Raw genomic sequence first — 17045 nt, 5'->3', positions numbered from 1 at the left:
TTCAACAAAAAGATAAATCAAAAAGAAAGTTGCCAACGATTACTTGACAGTAACCCTCAGGAGTTTATATTATATTAGGACTTGAGATAAAAATAAAAATACGGTATACTAAAAATATGTTGTGCCGCAGTGATAGAACGGTACAGACGATATTTTAACACTGGAGAGGAGAATCGTTATGGTACGATTTGGAAAAAAAGCTGCTCTTCTTGCAATGGCGGGAGTATTGACGGCAACGTCAGTTACAGGGTGCAGCGGTACGATTGATGCAGATGCAACAGTTTTGACAGTAGGAAAAGAAGAAGTTCCTCTTGGAGTTGTGAACTTTTACGCAAGAATGATGCAGGGTCAGTATGAGACTTATTATGCAGGCATGATGGGAACAACTGCGGAAGAGTTATGGACTCAGGATGCGGGTGATGATAAGACGTATGAGGAGTCGGTTAAGGACAGCGTCATGGAAGCAGTAGAAAATATGTATCTTATTGCTCAGCATGCGGACGAATATGAAGTTGTCTTGACAGAAGATGAACAAGAAGCAATCAAAAAAGCGGCAGAGCAGTTTGATGCAGATAATACGGATAAAGTAAAAGATGCAGTGTCCGGTTACAGAAAAGATATTGAAAAATATTTAGAGCTTATGACGATTCAATCAAAGATGAGTGAAAAGATGCGTGAAGGTGTGAACGAAGAAGTGTCAGACGAAGAGGCGGCGCAAAAGAGCATGGAATACGTTTATTTTGCGTATACATCTACGGATGAGTCGGGAGCGGTAACAGAATTAACGGATGAAGAAAAAGAAAGTGCAAAATCAACGGCGCAAAGTATTGCAGATCGTGCAAAAGCAGGAGAAGATTTCGCGTCGGTTGCATCAGAATCAGGAACAGAAGTGCAGAAAGCTTCTTTTGATGCAGAGAGCACCTCACCGGATGCGGCTCTTATTGAGGCAGCGAATGTACTGGCAGCAGAAGGCGATGTGACAGAAGTGATCGAATCTGAGTCAGGCGTATATGTTGCAAAATTGACAAGCCTTTTAGATCGTGAGGCGACAGATCAGAAAAAAGCGTCGATTGTAGAGGAACGCAGACAGGAACAATATGATTCTCTTCTTGAAAAGTGGAGAGATGATACAGAGATCAAAGTTGATAAAAAAGTATGGAAAAAAGTAGATTTTGAAAATTTTGGAGTAAAGATTACCACTTCTGAGGATGCTTCGGGAGAAGATGGAACAGCACAGGAGGAAAATACAGAAGAATAATCTGCTTACAAACGAAAAATGAATAAGATAAAAATCCGAACAGCCTTTGTGAGTGCAGAAGCTGTTCGGATTTTTTTGCAATTTCGGAATGTACCTTTTGGCACTTCCGGTGATTGTTTAGATGTATTCCAGTTTTTCAAAATACTGCATGAGAATGTTAGCACAATTTTCAACGCCGAGTTCAGAAGTGTCAAGGATCATATGATAGTCGTTGACATCTCCCCATGTTTTCCCTGTATGTTCATAATAGTAGGAAGCTCTTTCTTCATCTGTTGTTTCTACTTTTTCTTTTGCGTTGTCGTAGTCAAGGCTTTCTTTTTCCATAATTCTGTGTATGCGGTCTTCTTTGTCAGCGCATACGAAAATATTTAATACATTCATCTTGTCTTTTAAAATATCGGATGCACAACGACCGAGAATAATACATGGGTGCTCCGCAAGTTTTCGGATCGCCTCAGCTTCGCTTTCATACATGCGGTCGTTTAATTGTTCCTCAATGTAAGCTTTGTCATATACCGGAATATCGAGGCGTTTGGAAAGTTCTGCTGCAATAACACTTGCACCTGTTCCAAAACGACGGCTCATGGTGATTACTAACTTCATAAGAACTCCTCCTTTGTGACATTTAAAATATATCGGATACTATTATAACACTTCTTCGGCAATTTGTCTGCTGAGAGAATTTAATTCTTCAAGCTGAGCTTCTTTAAGAGAAGACTTGATTGTAACAGAAGCTTCTAAAAGACGCATATTTTTCATTTCTGCCACTTTTGCAGAAATCAGTTTTGTTGCCTGCGGAGCCCATGATCCGTTTCCGAGTACGGCGATGGTACGGTTTTGTAAAGAGAGCGCCTTCATATCTTCCAGATAGTTATCCATCAGCGGGTAAATTCCGTTATTGTATGTCGGTGAAGCAAGAACGATGTGGCTGTATTTAAAACTGTCGGAGATCAGTTCAGATACATGAGTTTTGGAAATATTATGCATGTGGATATTTTTTACGCCGGCTTCTGCTAACATAACAGCAAGAATTTCTGCCATATTTTCGGTGTTTCCGTACATGGAAGCATAGGCGATCATAACTCCTTTTTCTTCTGGTTCGTATTTGCTCCAAAGATCATATTTTTCCAAAATGTAATCTAAATTACTTCTCCAAACAGGTCCGTGAAGCGGACAGATCATCTGAATGTCAAGAGAAGAAGCTTTTTTCAATACATTCTGTACTTGCGGTCCGTATTTTCCGACAATGTTTGTATAATAACGACGGGCTTCATCAAGCCAGTCTCTGTCAAAATTAAGCTCATCGTTGAACAGATTTCCGTTTAATGCACGAAAAGTACCGAATGCGTCTGCAGAGAAGAGAATTTTTTCTGTTTCGTCATAAGTCATCATTGCTTCCGGCCAGTGTACCATCGGCGACATAATGAAACGGAGCGTATGTTTTCCGGAACAGAATGTGTCACCTTCTTTTATTGTGATCGTTTTGCCTGTCAGATCAAAGCTGAAGAACTGTTCGATCAGAGGGAACGTTTTTGCGTTTCCGATAATTTTTACATTCGGATAATGAAGAAGAAGTTCACCGATAAGAGAGCAATGATCCGGTTCCATATGGTTTACAACGATATAATCAAGATCACGTCCGTCCAGTACAGACATAACATTTTCGATAAACTGTTTCCCAATGGCATAGTCGGCTGTATCAAAGAGAACAGTCTGTTCATCTAACAGAAGATAGGAGTTGTAGGAAACACCTTTGGAAAGGGGAAAAATATTTTCAAATAATTCAATCTGACGGTCGTTTCCCCCAACCCAATATAAATCCTCTGTTACTTTTCTGAAACACTGCATTGTAAGATTCCTCCTAAATTTCTTATTGATAATTAATTGATAAATAATGATATAAGCTAAATGTTAAAAAATAGTCGATTTTATTCTAGCACAATAGAAAAAAAGTGCAACATTTATTCAAGGTAAAAACAGCTAATAATAAGAAAATTATATCGGTTCGGCTGTTATGAAAAATAAGAATTGTATCTGTGAAAAAAATAAGATACACTGTAGGCAGATCCTGTTATATAAAAACAGTCAGATCAGAAAAGAAAGGGGACGATAGAATGTTATTTGTATGTTATCCGAAGTGCACTACATGCATGAAAGCAAAAAAATGGATGGAAGAACAGAAAATCGATTTTGAGCAAAGAGATATAAAAGAAAATAATCCTACGGCAGAAGAGCTTAGGTCTTGGTGGGAAAAAAGCGGTCTTCCGCTGAAACGATTTTTTAACACAAGCGGAAAGCTTTATAAAGAAATGCAGTTAAAAGATCGGCTTCTGAGCATGAGTGAAGACGAGCAGATTGAACTGCTCGCCTCCGATGGGATGCTCGTAAAAAGACCGATCCTTGTGAATGGAGATCAGGTTCTGGTCGGATTTAAAGAAAAAGAGTGGCAGGAAATTTTATAAATAGCCATGTTTTTCAAGCGTGTTGAGAATGTTCCGCCCTTCTTCCGTTCCTTCAATGATCCGTCTTGCGCGCACACTGTCGCCGATGTTGACAATTTCGATGGACGGATCATCTTCAAAGGCATCTTTTAATTTTTGAAGTACCGGATGTTCCGCTTTCATTCCGAGGCAGACGAAACCGTAGTCAAAAGGAAGTTCTTTTAATCCGTCGGCTGTTTCTACAAGGAAGTGATCCGGGCAGACTTCTTTAAGCGCAGTGTTCGGCATTTGTACTACTCCGTATTTTTTCATTAATGTATGGATGTCTACTTTGGAAACAGGATCAATTCCGTTTCCGATGACAGGCATCATCTCTACAATACTTACGTCAGCGCCGCGCGGTGCAAAGAATTCAACAACGTCGAGTCCGACAGCACCGCCGCCGATGACAACAACTTTCTTGCCGGATAAGTCTTCCGGGTATTCTGTTACATGTTCGATCATATTTAAAATAGAATAAACACGGCTTCCTTCTTTGTCGATATTTTCCTGCAGTCCGGCGATCGGAGGCAGCAGAGGGGAGGAACCTGTAGCATTTACGATAAGATCAGGTTTTAAACTTCTGATGAAATCGACATCTGCTTCCGTATTTGTAAAAGCAAACAGATTTCGAAGCTTATTTGTACGATGAATCATATAATTCGGAAAGTCAGAAAGCCGCTTTTTATCCGGTATTTTTGAAATTTCGGCTGCAAGACCTCCGAGATACGGTTTCTTCTCGATGAGGAAAGTTGTGCATCCGACCTCGGCGGCTGTACAGGCGGCTTCCATTCCGGCAGTGCCTCCGCCAATAACGACAACATTGCAAGGTTTGGTGATTTGACGTTTCTTGTAGACTTCTCCCTCAGGAACTGCGGGATTGATCGTGCAGCGGATCGGACGGTTGATTCCGATTCGGTTTCCGGCGCATCCGATATTACAGGAAATACATTTTCGAATATCACATACGTCGCCAAATTCTACTTTATTTACCCATTCCGGGTCCGCAATCAATCCTCTGCCCATTCCGATCAGATCTGCATCCCCTTTAGAAAGGATCTCATCTGCGACACGTGGATCACGAATATTACCCATTGTCACGCAAGGTTTTCCAAAACGCTCTTTTACGGCACGAGCCATGTAAGATCTCCAGCCGTCTGGAAAATGGTTTGAGTCAATCTGGTACTGGATCGATCCATTTAATCCACAGGAAACATCGAGTACATCGGCTTCTTCCTGCATATACTGTAAATATTCGAGACAGTCGTCCAGTGTATTTCCTCCTTCTAAAAATTCATCGGCGCTCACTCTGAGGAAAATCGGGAAGAACGGTCCGACTTGGCGGCGTACTTCTTCTAATACAAGACGGGCAAATCGTGCACGGTTTTCGGCAGATCCTCCGAATTCATCGGTGCGCTTGTTTGTGAGCGGAGAGAGGAACTGGCTTAACAGGTAGGAATGTCCGGCGTGGATTTCTACAGTATCAAATCCTGCGATCTGTGCCCGTTTTGCAGCTTCTCCGTATTTTTTTACAATTCTCAGGATCTCTTCTTTCGTAAGAGGGCGGGGAATTTCGCCGCCTTCTTTTGACGGGATGTCTGAGGCAGATACAGGCTGCATATTTGTACGTGCAGACTGAGCGGACGCTCCTGCGTGATTTAACTGGATACCGATGCAGGTACCGTGTTTGTGAATCGTTTCTGTTAATTTAAAAAGACGCGGAATGTAATTGTCATGATCGATTCGAAGCTGCGTTGTTCCATTGGATCCTTCCGGAGAATCGATACTTGCGTTTTCTACCATAATAAGTCCTGTTCCGCCTTTGGCTCTCTGTTCATAATAATTAATATGGAGGAAACTCATTTCTCCGCTTTGTTCTCCGTAGTTTGTCCCCATAGGTGTCATCATGATCCTGTTTTTTACAGTCATACGGCGGACTGTGAAAGGTTCAAAAATGTGTTTGTAATCTTTTTTCATAGCTGATCTCCTGTTATTTTTTTTGATAAATAGGATGTTTTAATAATTATGTGTGTAATGGATGCTAAAGTTAAATAAGTATAAATATTCAAAAATGAATGTGGAGAGTGTTTGATATTAGATTAACAATCTGTTTACGGTTCACATTATAAAGAAAAAAGGAATGTACAACAAATGAATATTTATCGAATAATCTATAGATATTATCTATGATTTGTGTTATTTTATACAAAACAAAGATCAAAAGGAAAGAGGGCAGGAAGATGAATCTGAATCAGTTATATTATTTTTCCAGGCTGGCACAGATCGAACATTATACAAAAGCAGCAGAACAGTTGAATCTGTCGCAGCCAAGTCTAAGTCATGCAATCCGTTCTTTGGAAAAAGAATTAGGGACACGGCTGTTTGAGAAGCAGGGGCGTGGCGTTACATTGACAAAATATGGAAAACTTTTCTGCGGATATGTAGACGAGGCGCTCGAAACATTAGAACAGGGTGTGAAAAAAGTAAAGTCATTGACCGGAGAGACAGAAGGAGTCATTGAAGTGGCGTATATCTATACGCTTGGAAGTGAGTTTGTTCCCAGACTTGTGAGCGATTTTATCAGGACATATGAAGAATTGAATGTAAAGTTTCATTTTACGGTTGGAAATACATCTGAAATCGTAGAGGGCCTTAAAAATGAAAAATTTGATCTTGGATTTTGTTCTATGACGGAAAATGAACCGGAAATTTGTTTTACGGCAGTCGGAACAGAAAACCTTGTCGTAGTTGTACCGAAAGGACATCCTCTTGCAGGGAAAGACTCGGTTGATCTGGAGCAGACAGCAGCATATCCGCAGATCTTTTATACGAAGAACAGCGGTCTTCGTCCGGTTGTGGACCGGATGTTTGAACAGGCAAAGCTCCGTCCGATTATTGCTTATGAGATTGAGGAGGACGGGTGCATGGCAGGATTGGTGGCGCAAAATTTCGGGATTGCCGTTATGCCGAAAATTCCGATTTTGAATCAGCTTGATCTGGAAATTATTCCTTTGCGGAATCAACGGCAGAAACGGTATATTTACATGGCGCAGCCGGTTGAAAAATACAGTCCTCCGCTTGTGCACAAATTCGCAGAATATGTGAAGAAAAGAAGTGCATAATACATTTTAGCGGGCATCTTTCTTTATAAAAGAAATAAAATTTTTTACAGCCGGTATTTGATAATGGTCTTTTAAATAGGCCAGGTATACCGTGTGGAATAAGGAAACATCGCTTAGAAGAAGCCGTTCCAGCGGAAAATGACGCAGTGTATCAACATTTGCAACGAAAGCAATGCCGAAATTTTCCGCGACAAGGGAAGCAATCGCATTTTCGTCAGGAGATTCGCAGGTGATGTTCGGATTTACAGAATAAGAATTGTAAATCTGATTGGTGAATTTCCCAAGTCCGGAAGTTTTATCGTATCCGATGAGAGGGTAGTTTTCCAAATCGCGGAGGCACACTTTTTCCTTCAGAGACAGTGGATGTCCGATGGGCGTGATGACGATCATTTCCTGTCGGATGATCGGAACAAACTGGATATCAGGTTCATTTTCTACATAAGATCCGAAGATTACATCGTAGATTTCTTCTTTCAATCCCTTGATCATTTCACCGGTATGGGATTGATGAAAATTAAAAGTGATGTCCTTGTTTTTTGCTTTGCTTAAAAAGCGGCGTACAGTATGAGGAATGTACCGTTCAGCAAGCGGAAAGACGTAAGCGATATCTACATGTCCGGCATTGCCGGATAATTTTTTCATTCGCTCTTCGGCAATTTTTACTTCTGATAAAATTTTATCTGTATGTTCTAAGAAAATTTTTCCATATTTTGATAATGTGACGGTACGTCCCTGACGTTCAAACAGTAAAACTCCGAGTTCTTCTTCTAAGTTCGATATGGAACGGCTCAGACTTGGCTGAGAAATATTCAGTTGTTCTGCGGCGAGGCGAAAGTGCTGAGAACGTGCGACCTGCCGGAAGTAGAGCAGTTGGTTTAAGGTCATAAATATCTCCTTTCAAAAGCGGTTAAAGAAATTAGTTATAGTGTACCATAATTGATAGCAAAAAACTATTAAAAATCAAAAAAATATGTATTAGAAGTATGAAGAGTGAAGTCGTATAATAGAGGCGGAGAGATTGTTTGATATTTAACAAACGTTGTGAAAAGAAAAATAATCATTTGAGATTAAAACAAAAAGGAGAAAAAATTATGGCAGAAAGAATTACAGGACATACAGAATTGATCGGACTTATGGCTTATCCGATTCGTCATTCAAGTTCACCGGCAATGCACAATGAAGCATTTGCAAAATTAGGTTTAGATTACGCGTATCTTGCTTTTGAAGTTGATAATGATACATTGGAAGATGCGGTAAAAGGACTTCGTGCATTAAAAATGAGAGGTTCGAATGTGTCTATGCCGAATAAAACAGTTGTGCACAAATATTTGGACAAGCTTTCTCCGGCAGCAGAAATGTGCGGGGCGGTCAATACGATCGTAAATGACAACGGTGTTTTGACAGGTCATATTACGGATGGAATCGGATACATGCAGTCATTAAAAGATAATGAAATTGATGTGATCGGAAAGAAAATGACGATTGTCGGAGCAGGCGGCGCGGCGACAGCGATTGAGATTCAGGCGGCTCTTGACGGAGTAAAAGAAATGTCTATCTTTAATCTGAAAGATAAATTTTGGGATAACGCGCAGGAAACAGTGAGAAAGATCAATGAAAAAACAAAATGTAAAGCAGTTTTATGTGATCTTGCAGATTTGGATAAATTAAAAGAAGAGATCGCAGACAGTTATTTGTTTGCAAATGCAACCGGAATGGGAATGAAACCGCTGGAAGGAAAAACATATATTCCGGACAAGTCCTTTTTCCGACCGGATCTGATCGTAACAGACGTTGTTTATTCTCCGAGAGAGACAGAGATGCTCCGAATGGCGAAAGAAGTTGGGTGTAAGACAATGAACGGTCTTGGAATGATGCTTTTCCAAGGATCGGCGGCATTTGAATTGTGGACAGGACAGAAGATGCCGATTGAATATATGAAAGAAATTCTTGATATTAAGTACGATTAAAAATAAAAAAGCGGCGGATCAAATCGGCAGTTGAATAGGACTGCCGAACCGCGGTATGAAAGGAAACAGAAAAAATGAATAAGAAATACCTGCCAAGTGCACTTATCCTTTATTTAAATTATTTTATCCATGGAATCGGATGTTCCATTCTCAGTCAGCAGGTTGTTAAAGAACTTCTTGCAGAGCAGTGGGGGACAGGAGATATTATGGGTGTGACGGCGATCGCCGCGGCATTGGGACTGGGACGTCTGATCTCACTTCCGTTTGCGGGACCGCTCTCTGATAAACTGGGAAGAAGAATTTCGGTTTTGATCGGATGTGCTTCTTATGTTATCTTTTTTGTAGGAATTGCATTTTCCCCGAATATAACTGTTGCATATGTGGCGGCAGTGCTTGGAGGAATAGCAAATTCATTTCTTGATACGGCAACCTATCCTGCGGTTGCAGAAATTATATATAAATATACCGGAATTGCGACGATGGGAATTAAGTTCTTTATTTCCATTGCACAGCTTCTGATGCCGTTCTTTTTGGGAATCTGCGCCGGAACAAAGATGTCATATCTGACGCTTCCGCTTGTTGCGGGAATTGCCATTGCAGTGCTTGGCGTGCTGGCAATTTTTGCGCCGTTTCCGAAAGTGGAAGGTGTCGGAAAATCAGAGTCTTTGATCAATAATTTGAAAAATGCTCATTTTTCAGCAGAGAGTGTGGCGCTGATCTTGATCGGATTTACAAGTACGGCAACTTTTCAGCTTTGGCTTAACTGCGCTCAGACTTTCGGAAAGGAGATTGCGGGGATTGCATCAGATCAAGTGTCTATGATGCAGACGTATTATTCGGCAGGAACGATGGCAGCTCTTGTTGTGACGAGTCTTTTGATTATGAAAGTGAAACAGGTTCGCTTCCTTGTAATCTATCCGTTGATTTCCGTGATTATGCTGGCGCTTGTGTATCTTGTAAGAACACCGCAGATTTGCTACATCGGAGCGTTTGTGATCGGATATTCGGCGGCAGGCGGAGTTCTCCAGATGGCGACAGCAGTCGTGAACGATCTTTTTCCAAAGATCAAAGGAACGATCACAAGCCTTGTTATGATCGCCTCCAGTTTATGTAATTATACGATCCTTACTGCGGCAGCAAAAATGACTGCAGAAAGTGTTATCGTAATGAATATCATCATCACGGTAATCGGCGTTGTTTTGGCGTTGTTTGTCAATGTGAGATATGGTAAACTATTGAAAAATTCGCAACAGGAAGTGTAAGACTGTATTGTGAGAATCAGTCAGATAAGGTAAGGAGAGGTAAGAGATATGAAAACAGTAAAGGTCAGAAATATAGAGATTGGCGCAGGTATTCCGAAAATCTGCGTACCGATCGTAGGAACTACAAAAGAAGAGATCCTTGAGGCGGCGCGGAAGATCAATGAGACGACGGCAGATGTCGTTGAATGGCGCGTAGACTGGTATGAGGATATTTTTGATTTTGACAAGACAAAAGAGACGATGGCGGCATTGAGAAAAGCGCTTGGGGATACTCCGATTTTGTTTACGTTCCGTACGTCGAAAGAAGGCGGAGAAAAAGCGATTGAAGAGGACGTTTATGTAAAACTGAATCAGATGGCGGCTGAAACAGAACTTATCGATCTTGTAGATGTAGAAGCGTTTACAGGAGACGAAGCGGTGAAAGCAGTTGTGGAAACAGCTCATTTGCATAATGTGAAAGTCGTTGCCTCGAACCATGATTTTCACAAAACACCTTCGCAGGATGAGATTGTGTCACGCCTTTGTAAAATGCAGGAACTTGGTGCGGATATCCCGAAAATCGCAGTGATGCCTCAGAATAAAAAAGATGTTCTGACACTTCTTTCGGCAACGGAAGAAATGGTAAGAGAACATGCCAGCAGACCAATCATCACAATGTCCATGGCAGGTACAGGAGTAATTAGCCGGCTTTGCGGCGAAGTATTCGGATCGGCGCTTACATTTGGAGCAGTCGGAAAAGCGTCTGCACCGGGACAGATGGGCGCTTCAGAACTGCGTACAGTTCTTACACTTTTGCACGAGAGTCTGTAATCTTCCGAGAGGGGGGAGAGGGCAGGAAAATACAATGTTTAAGGAGGGCATATGAGAAAGATTGTAAAATGGATTGATGAATATCTTGAAGAAGGATTGCTTGTCATATCTCTCGGGGCTATGGCGGTAATTATGGGAATCCAGGTCTTTTCCAGATATGCGCTCGGGGCATCTCTGTCATGGTCGGAAGAACTGACAAGGTATCTGTTTATATGGGCGGGATTTTTGAGCGTCAGTTATTGTACAAAACGATGCATTTCTATTAAGATTGAACAGTTTGTGGCGTTGTTTCCAAAACGTGGCAGGGCAATGTTTAAGGTTGCAAATCATACAGTTGAATTGATTCTGTTTTTATATTTGCTTCCGTTTGCGTGGAAGTATTTTATGTCTGCTGTAGAAAATGGACAAGTGAGTCCTGCGATGGGGATTCCGATGTATTATGTGCAGGCAGCTCCGCTTGTAGGTTTTATTCTCTGTGCAATCCGTATTTTTCAAAGATGGATTGCAGAGTGGAAGAATGTTTGGGTGAGGAAGGGAGAATAGGATGTCATCGGTTGTTGTATTTCTTATATTTGTCATCTGTCTGATCGTTGCGATTCCGGTTTCGATTTCCCTTGGGATTGTGTCGGTGCTTCCGGGAATGTTCGACCCTTCTTTTACGGCAAGCGGAACTTTTGTTATCCGATCTATGTTAGGAGGTCTTGACAGTTTTCCGCTTTTGGCAGTTCCGATGTTTGTGTTGTCCGGAATTATTATGGCGAGAGGCGGTATTTCGAGAAAGCTGTTTGATGTATTTGCATTTTTTATGGGCAAGAAGACTGCGGGAATGCCTTGCGCGGTCATTGTCACCTGTTTGTTCTACGGAGCGATTTCAGGATCGGCTCCGGCAACGGTGGCGGCGGTCGGAAGTATGACGATCCCGATCCTGATCGAAATGGGATATGACAAAAAATTTTCTACGTCTCTTGTTGCAGTGGCTGGCGGGTTAGGTGTAATCATTCCGCCCAGCATCCCGTTTATCATGTATGCAATGGCTTCAGGAGCATCGGTAAGCGATCTGTTTCTTGCAGGAATTCTGCCAGGACTTTTGATTGGCGGACTTTTGATCATTTACTCGATCGGATATTGTAAGAAACATGGGGAAGACAAAGAGAAGAAAGAGGCGATGGTCGGAGCGCTTCATGAAAAGGGCTTTTTGAAAGTGCTCCAAGACAGTGCGTTTGCACTTTTAAGTCCGGTTATTATACTGGGATGCATTTATACGGGAATTGCTTCTCCGACAGAAGCGGCGGTAATCTCTGTTTTCTATGCGTTTGTGATCAGTATCTTTGTGTATAAAAGTATCAAGGTGAAAGATATTTGGAATATTCTTGTGGAATCGATTCGAACATATGCTCCGATTCTGTTTATTTTAGCGGCATCAACCGCTTTTTCCAGAGTGCTGACACTGATGCAGGTTCCGCAGGAAATCAGCGGATGGATATTGACCCATTTTACAAATAAAATTGTGCTGCTTCTTGTGATCAATTTGTTCCTTCTTGTCGTTGGTATGGTGATGGATACAACGCCGGCAATCTTGATCTTAACACCGATTTTGCTTCCTATTGTGGGGGCGGCAGGGATTGATCCGATTCATTTTGGTATCATTATGGTCGTAAATCTTGCAATCGGATTTGTTACTCCGCCGATCGGAGTGAATCTGTTTGTGGCAAGTTCTCTGACAGAAGTGCCGGTAATGGAAATTGCAAAGAAGGCAATGCCGATGATCGTCTGCTTCTTGTTGGCGCTTCTTGTCATTACCTTTATACCTGCAGTCAGCCTTGTCTTGTTGTCATAATCAGAAAAAGTGCGAAGGAGCGAACTTAGTATGAAAGAGAGAAAAAGATTGTTCAGAACGGCGGCGGTGGTATTAACGACCGGACTTTTGAGTGTGGCGGTTTTGGGATGCGCAAGTGATACAGGAAAAGGCAAAGGGGAACAGCGGTATGCATATCCGTTGGGAACAGCAAGTCCGGAAGATACTGTGACTCAGATCTATGCGGAAAAATTTGCAGAAGAGGCAGATCGCCTAAGTGGCGGAAGGATTAAGATCAGTGTGTATCCAAACAGTGTGCTTGGCGGAGACAGAGAACTACTGGAGAGCTGTTATGACGGCGATATTCCGTTTGTTGTGCAAAATACGGCTCCGCAGGTGAATTTCATTAAGGATACGGCTGTCTTTGATATGCCTTGTGTATTTCAGGATATTGAATCTATGCGGGAAACCGTGGATGATGCGGAATTTATGGAAAAAATGCAGGAGTCTTATCGAAGCGCGGGATATGAATTGTTAGGCTATGCAGATCAGGGGTTTCGTGTGATGTCAACAAATAAAAAAGTGGAGACGATCTCTGATTTTAAAGGACAGAAGATCCGAACGATGGAAGATCCGTATCAGCTTGCGTTTTGGAAAGCGCTTGGGGCAAATCCGACTCCGATGAATTTTAGTGAAGTGTATATCGGACTTCAGCAAAATACGATCGATGCACAGGAAAATCCATATGAGGTGATTGTTTCAAACAGACTTTATGAGCAGCAGGATTATATAATTGAGACGAATCATGTGCCGCATCTGATCTCTTTGATTATCAGCGAAAAATTCTATAGCAATCTTCCGAAAGAGGATCGAGAGATTTTGATTGAAGCACAGGAAATTGCAAAGCAATATGCCAGAGAAAAATCGGACGAGCGGATGAATGAAAAGATCCAGGTGATCAAAGAGAGCGGAACGAAAATCATTTCCTTAGATGAGACGACATATGAACAGATGCAGGCTGTTTCAAAGAGTGTATACAAGAAGATCGCTCAGACTGCAGATGGTGAGATTATCAATTTGTATATGAAGGAATAGAGGAAGAAGTTTTGAAACTTTATTCTCGATTGAACTGGAATTTACAGATGGAAGAAAGGACAGTACAGGAAGACAAACTGTTTTCCTGTGCTGTCTTTCTTTATGCAAAAATAAGATCATATAATCTCCGTTTAAAAATCAGAAGATATAATTTTTTGTAGAATATACTTGCATTATACCCAGCCAGGGTATATAATGCGCTCAGAGGTAAATACCTTAGAGGGGTATATGTTTCTGCGCCGAGAGGAAAAAGGAAGAGAACAGGCAGAAACAACAGGTGAAAACCGGAACATGATTTTGAAGGAGCGAACAGAGATGGAGAAGGAGAAAACTTGTCCTGCATGTGAACATCGAACAAAAATGCGGACGGAAGAAGAAACAAGATTGATGGTAAATCGTTTGAACAGGATTGAAGGGCAGGTGAGAGGGATTCGAAGAATGGTAGAAAACCACGCTTATTGCCCGGATATTCTTATTCAGGTATCAGCGATCACTGCGGCTTTAAATAGTTTTAATAAAGTTCTTTTGGCGGAACATATACGGACCTGCGTTTCGGAAGATATAAAGGAAGGCAAGGAGGAAACGATTGATGAACTTGTAACGGTTTTGAGGAAACTGATGAAATAAGCGACAGGCAAATTGAAACTTGAAAAGTATAGAAAGAATGAAGAAAATAAAGAAAATGAAGAATTGGAAGGAGGAGATCGGTTGAAACAATATGAAGTTACGGGAATGAGCTGTGCGGCATGCAGCGCCCGTGTAGAAAAGGCCGTGTCAAAACTGGAAGGAGTTACTTCTTGTTCTGTAAATCTTTTGACAAATTCTATGGGAGTCGAAGGAAACGTTGATCCGAAGGCGATTATTGAAGCGGTGGAGGCTGCCGGATATCAGGCAGAAGAAAAAGAAAAACAGGAAAAAGGTGCGGGCAAAGCGGAAGGAAGCGGGAAGAGAGAGGAGCTTAAAGATAAAGAAACTCCGAAAATGAAAAGACGTCTGATCGCTTCGCTTTGCTTTTTGATTCCACTGATGTACCTGTCGATGGGACATATGATGTGGGGATGGAAAGTGCCGGGGATTTTAGAAAATAACCATGTGGCAATGGGGATCATACAGCTTTTGCTGACAACGGCCGTAATGGTGATCAATCAAAAATTTTTTATAAGCGGAATGAAAGGACTTCTTCATAAAGCGCCAAATATGGATACGCTTGTAGCTTTGGGGGCTGGTGCGTCATATGGGTATAGTGTGTATGCATTGTTTGCGATGACCGATGCGCAGATGCGCGCAGATACGGCTTTGGTGATGTCATATATGCATGAGTTTTATTTTGAGTCTGCGGCAATGATTCTGACCCTGATTACAGTTGGAAAACTTTTGGAGGCAAGGTCAAAGGGAAAGACGACAGACGCACTGAAAGGGCTTATGGATCTTGCGCCGAAAACGGCAACTGTCGTACGAGGAAAAGAAGAAGTAAAAGTCGGGATTGAACAGGTGCGAAAAGGAGATCTGTTTGTTGTGCGCCCGGGGGAAAATATTCCTGTCGATGGAATTGTTTTGGAAGGAAACGGGGCAGTTGATGAATCGGCGCTGACCGGGGAAAGCATTCCGGCGGATAAGAAAGAAGGGGATAGTGTATCAGGCGGGACGATCAATCAGTCCGGTTTCTTAAGATGTGAGGCGACGAGAGTCGGGGAAGATACAACTCTTTCTCAGATTATTCGTATGGTAGGCGACGCGGCTGCCACAAAAGCGCCTATTGCAAAAGTGGCAGATAAAGTTTCAGGGGTATTTGTGCCGGTTGTTATGGCAATCGCTGCAGTGACGATCCTCGTATGGCTTGTGCTTGGAGAAACAATCGGCTTTGCGCTTGCGCGTGGAATTTCGGTTCTCGTTATCAGTTGTCCGTGTGCGCTCGGGCTTGCCACACCGGTAGCGATCATGGTTGGAAACGGAGTAGGGGCGAAAAACGGAATTTTGTTTAAGACGGCGGTATCTCTTGAGGAAACGGGAAAAACAGAGGTTGTAGTGCTGGATAAGACGGGAACGATCACAAAAGGGAAACCTGTAGTGACTGATATTCTTCCGAACAAACCGTTTGGTGAGAAGGAACTCCTTGCTTATGCATATATTTTGGAAAAGAAAAGTGAGCATCCGTTGGCGTATGCTGTTTTGAAAAAGGCGGAAGAAGAAAAGATCCATCCTGAGGAAGAGGCGGAAAATTTTCGGGCAGTTTCAGGAAATGGGTTATCCGGTGAAATCAGAGGTGATCAATATTTTGGCGGCAATTTGAAATTTGCAGAGAAAAAGGCTGTGATCCCGGATGAAGTAAGACAGCAGGCGCAGAGACTGGCATCGGAGGGAAAAACGCCGTTGTTTTTCGGAAGGAACGAAGAACTGCTCGGTATGATTGCAGTTGCCGACGTGATAAAAGAAGACAGTCCGCAGGCAATCAGAGAACTTCAAAATATGGGGATTAAGGTTGTCATGCTGACAGGGGACAATGAGCGTACAGCGAAGGCAATCGGTACACAGGCAGGGGTAGATGAAGTGATCGCAGGTGTTCTGCCTGACGGTAAAGAAAATGTAATACGGACATTGAAAAAGAATGCGAAAGTAGCTATGGTAGGAGATGGGATTAATGATGCGCCGGCTCTTACACGTGCAGATATCGGGATTGCGATCGGAGCGGGAACGGATATAGCGATTGATGCGGCAGATATTGTGCTTATGAAAAGTCGTTTAAGCGACGTTCCGGCAGCGATTCGTATGAGCAGGGCAACTCTTCGGAACATTCATGAAAATCTGTTTTGGGCATTCTTCTATAATGTGATTGGGATTCCGCTGGCGGCAGGAATTTGGATTCCAATTTTTGGCTGGCAGTTAAATCCGATGTTTGGAGCTGCTGCGATGAGTTTATCAAGTGTTTGCGTAGTAAGCAACGCATTGCGGCTGAATTGGTTCCGGTTATATGACGTGTCAAAAGACAGGAAAGGAAAGCAGAAAGAGCAAAGAGAATTAAAAAAAGAAAAGGAGAAGAAAGAAATGAAAAAGACAATGAGAATTGAAGGAATGATGTGCGGACATTGTGAGGCAAGAGTGAAGAAAGTTCTTGAAGCATTAGATGGAGTGGAACAGGCGGAGGTAAGTCATGAAGCAGGAACGGCAGTTGTCGTATTAGCAAAGGAGATTGATGACGACATTTTGAAAAAGGCAGTAGAAGATCAGGATTATAAAGTGTTAGGGATTGACTTCTGAT

At 42.2% G+C, this 17045-nt stretch carries 15 protein-coding genes; 11 read left to right on the top strand and 4 right to left on the bottom strand.

Features of this window, described 5'->3' with window-relative positions; genetic code table 11:
- Positions 1-178: 178 nt before the first annotated feature.
- On the top strand, positions 179-1258 hold the full coding sequence (locus tag RCH61_RS03490) for a peptidylprolyl isomerase (protein WP_306479879.1): 1080 nt from the start codon (positions 179-181) through the stop codon (positions 1256-1258).
- Positions 1259-1375: 117 nt separating this feature from the next.
- Here the strand turns inward: RCH61_RS03490 and RCH61_RS03485 are convergent, their stop codons facing one another.
- Both RCH61_RS03485 and RCH61_RS03480 read right to left on the bottom strand, forming a co-directional pair.
- Positions 1376-1861 (bottom strand): cytidylate kinase-like family protein, encoded by a 486-nt coding sequence (locus tag RCH61_RS03485; protein WP_306479878.1) that lies wholly within the window; start codon positions 1859-1861, stop codon positions 1376-1378.
- Between the two features lie 42 nt (positions 1862-1903).
- The gene (locus RCH61_RS03480; RefSeq protein WP_306479877.1) at positions 1904-3106 is read right to left on the bottom strand and encodes an FprA family A-type flavoprotein; all 1203 of its coding nucleotides are present in this window, start codon (positions 3104-3106) and stop codon (positions 1904-1906) included.
- Positions 3107-3372: 266 nt separating this feature from the next.
- Here RCH61_RS03480 and RCH61_RS03475 point away from each other — a divergent pair, with 266 nt between their 5' ends.
- Positions 3373-3720 carry an arsenate reductase family protein gene (locus RCH61_RS03475; RefSeq protein WP_306479876.1) on the top strand — a complete coding sequence of 116 codons (348 nt, stop codon included), beginning with the start codon at positions 3373-3375 and terminating at the stop codon, positions 3718-3720.
- On the opposite strand, the gene RCH61_RS03470 is transcribed toward RCH61_RS03475, so the two are convergent.
- Entirely contained in the window at positions 3715-5715 is a 2001-nt protein-coding gene (locus RCH61_RS03470) for an oxidoreductase (protein ID WP_306479875.1), read from the bottom strand. The two genes, RCH61_RS03475 and RCH61_RS03470, sit on opposite strands and share 6 nt — an antisense overlap.
- A 263-nt stretch (positions 5716-5978) precedes the next feature.
- On the opposite strand from RCH61_RS03470, the gene RCH61_RS03465 reads away from it, so the two are divergent.
- A complete protein-coding gene (locus tag RCH61_RS03465) occupies positions 5979-6860 on the top strand; it encodes a LysR family transcriptional regulator (RefSeq protein WP_306479874.1) in 882 nt (293 codons plus the stop codon).
- A 6-nt stretch (positions 6861-6866) separates the two neighbouring features.
- On the opposite strand, the gene RCH61_RS03460 is transcribed toward RCH61_RS03465, so the two are convergent.
- On the bottom strand, positions 6867-7745 hold the full coding sequence (locus RCH61_RS03460; protein ID WP_306479873.1) for a LysR family transcriptional regulator: 879 nt from the start codon (positions 7743-7745) through the stop codon (positions 6867-6869).
- Between the two features lie 206 nt (positions 7746-7951).
- Here RCH61_RS03460 and RCH61_RS03455 point away from each other — a divergent pair, with 206 nt between their 5' ends.
- The 8 genes from RCH61_RS03455 to RCH61_RS03420 all read left to right on the top strand — a co-directional run bounded on the left by RCH61_RS03455 (position 7952) and on the right by RCH61_RS03420 (position 17044).
- Positions 7952-8827 (top strand): shikimate dehydrogenase, encoded by an 876-nt coding sequence (locus RCH61_RS03455; RefSeq protein ID WP_306479872.1) that lies wholly within the window; start codon positions 7952-7954, stop codon positions 8825-8827.
- Positions 8828-8901: 74 nt separating this feature from the next.
- Positions 8902-10089: an MFS transporter gene (locus tag RCH61_RS03450; protein WP_178007188.1), complete on the top strand. Its 1188-nt coding sequence runs from the start codon at positions 8902-8904 to the stop codon at positions 10087-10089.
- A 48-nt stretch (positions 10090-10137) separates the two neighbouring features.
- Positions 10138-10899 carry a type I 3-dehydroquinate dehydratase gene (gene aroD, locus RCH61_RS03445; RefSeq protein WP_178007185.1) on the top strand — a complete coding sequence of 254 codons (762 nt, stop codon included), beginning with the start codon at positions 10138-10140 and terminating at the stop codon, positions 10897-10899.
- Between the two features lie 51 nt (positions 10900-10950).
- Entirely contained in the window at positions 10951-11442 is a 492-nt protein-coding gene (locus RCH61_RS03440) for a TRAP transporter small permease (protein WP_178007183.1), read from the top strand.
- A gap of 1 nt (position 11443) precedes the next feature.
- Complete coding sequence (locus tag RCH61_RS03435) at positions 11444-12736, top strand: TRAP transporter large permease (RefSeq protein WP_178007181.1); 1293 nt, start codon at positions 11444-11446, stop codon at positions 12734-12736.
- 30 nt (positions 12737-12766) lie between these two features.
- A complete protein-coding gene (locus RCH61_RS03430; RefSeq protein WP_178007179.1) occupies positions 12767-13789 on the top strand; it encodes a TRAP transporter substrate-binding protein in 1023 nt (340 codons plus the stop codon).
- Between the two features lie 315 nt (positions 13790-14104).
- Positions 14105-14416: a metal-sensing transcriptional repressor gene (locus RCH61_RS03425; protein ID WP_178007177.1), complete on the top strand. Its 312-nt coding sequence runs from the start codon at positions 14105-14107 to the stop codon at positions 14414-14416.
- A gap of 81 nt (positions 14417-14497) precedes the next feature.
- On the top strand, positions 14498-17044 hold the full coding sequence (locus RCH61_RS03420; RefSeq protein WP_306479884.1) for a heavy metal translocating P-type ATPase: 2547 nt from the start codon (positions 14498-14500) through the stop codon (positions 17042-17044).
- Position 17045: the final 1 nt, after the last annotated feature.

This window comes from Mediterraneibacter sp., from assembly GCF_030825015.1.
Lineage (GTDB): Bacteria > Bacillota > Clostridia > Lachnospirales > Lachnospiraceae > Mediterraneibacter.
The sequence above is the reverse complement of the archived record's forward strand: the minus strand, read 5'-3'. Positions and strand labels throughout refer to the sequence as shown.

Excerpts from the sequence above, each read along its gene's own strand:
- RCH61_RS03435 (WP_178007181.1), top strand. The coding sequence starts at position 11,444 with ATGTCATCGGTTGTTGTATTTCTTATATTTGTCATCTGTCTGATCGTT.
- RCH61_RS03490 (WP_306479879.1), top strand. The coding sequence starts at position 179 with ATGGTACGATTTGGAAAAAAAGCTGCTCTTCTTGCAATGGCGGGAGTA.
- RCH61_RS03460 (WP_306479873.1), bottom strand. The coding sequence starts at position 7,745 with ATGACCTTAAACCAACTGCTCTACTTCCGGCAGGTCGCACGTTCTCAG.
- RCH61_RS03425 (WP_178007177.1), top strand. The coding sequence starts at position 14,105 with ATGGAGAAGGAGAAAACTTGTCCTGCATGTGAACATCGAACAAAAATG.
- RCH61_RS03450 (WP_178007188.1), top strand. The coding sequence starts at position 8,902 with ATGAATAAGAAATACCTGCCAAGTGCACTTATCCTTTATTTAAATTAT.
- RCH61_RS03475 (WP_306479876.1), top strand. The coding sequence starts at position 3,373 with ATGTTATTTGTATGTTATCCGAAGTGCACTACATGCATGAAAGCAAAA.
- RCH61_RS03470 (WP_306479875.1), bottom strand. The coding sequence starts at position 5,715 with ATGAAAAAAGATTACAAACACATTTTTGAACCTTTCACAGTCCGCCGT.
- RCH61_RS03455 (WP_306479872.1), top strand. The coding sequence starts at position 7,952 with ATGGCAGAAAGAATTACAGGACATACAGAATTGATCGGACTTATGGCT.
- RCH61_RS03480 (WP_306479877.1), bottom strand. The coding sequence starts at position 3,106 with ATGCAGTGTTTCAGAAAAGTAACAGAGGATTTATATTGGGTTGGGGGA.
- aroD (WP_178007185.1), top strand. The coding sequence starts at position 10,138 with ATGAAAACAGTAAAGGTCAGAAATATAGAGATTGGCGCAGGTATTCCG.
- RCH61_RS03440 (WP_178007183.1), top strand. The coding sequence starts at position 10,951 with ATGAGAAAGATTGTAAAATGGATTGATGAATATCTTGAAGAAGGATTG.
- RCH61_RS03465 (WP_306479874.1), top strand. The coding sequence starts at position 5,979 with ATGAATCTGAATCAGTTATATTATTTTTCCAGGCTGGCACAGATCGAA.
- RCH61_RS03485 (WP_306479878.1), bottom strand. The coding sequence starts at position 1,861 with ATGAAGTTAGTAATCACCATGAGCCGTCGTTTTGGAACAGGTGCAAGT.
- RCH61_RS03430 (WP_178007179.1), top strand. The coding sequence starts at position 12,767 with ATGAAAGAGAGAAAAAGATTGTTCAGAACGGCGGCGGTGGTATTAACG.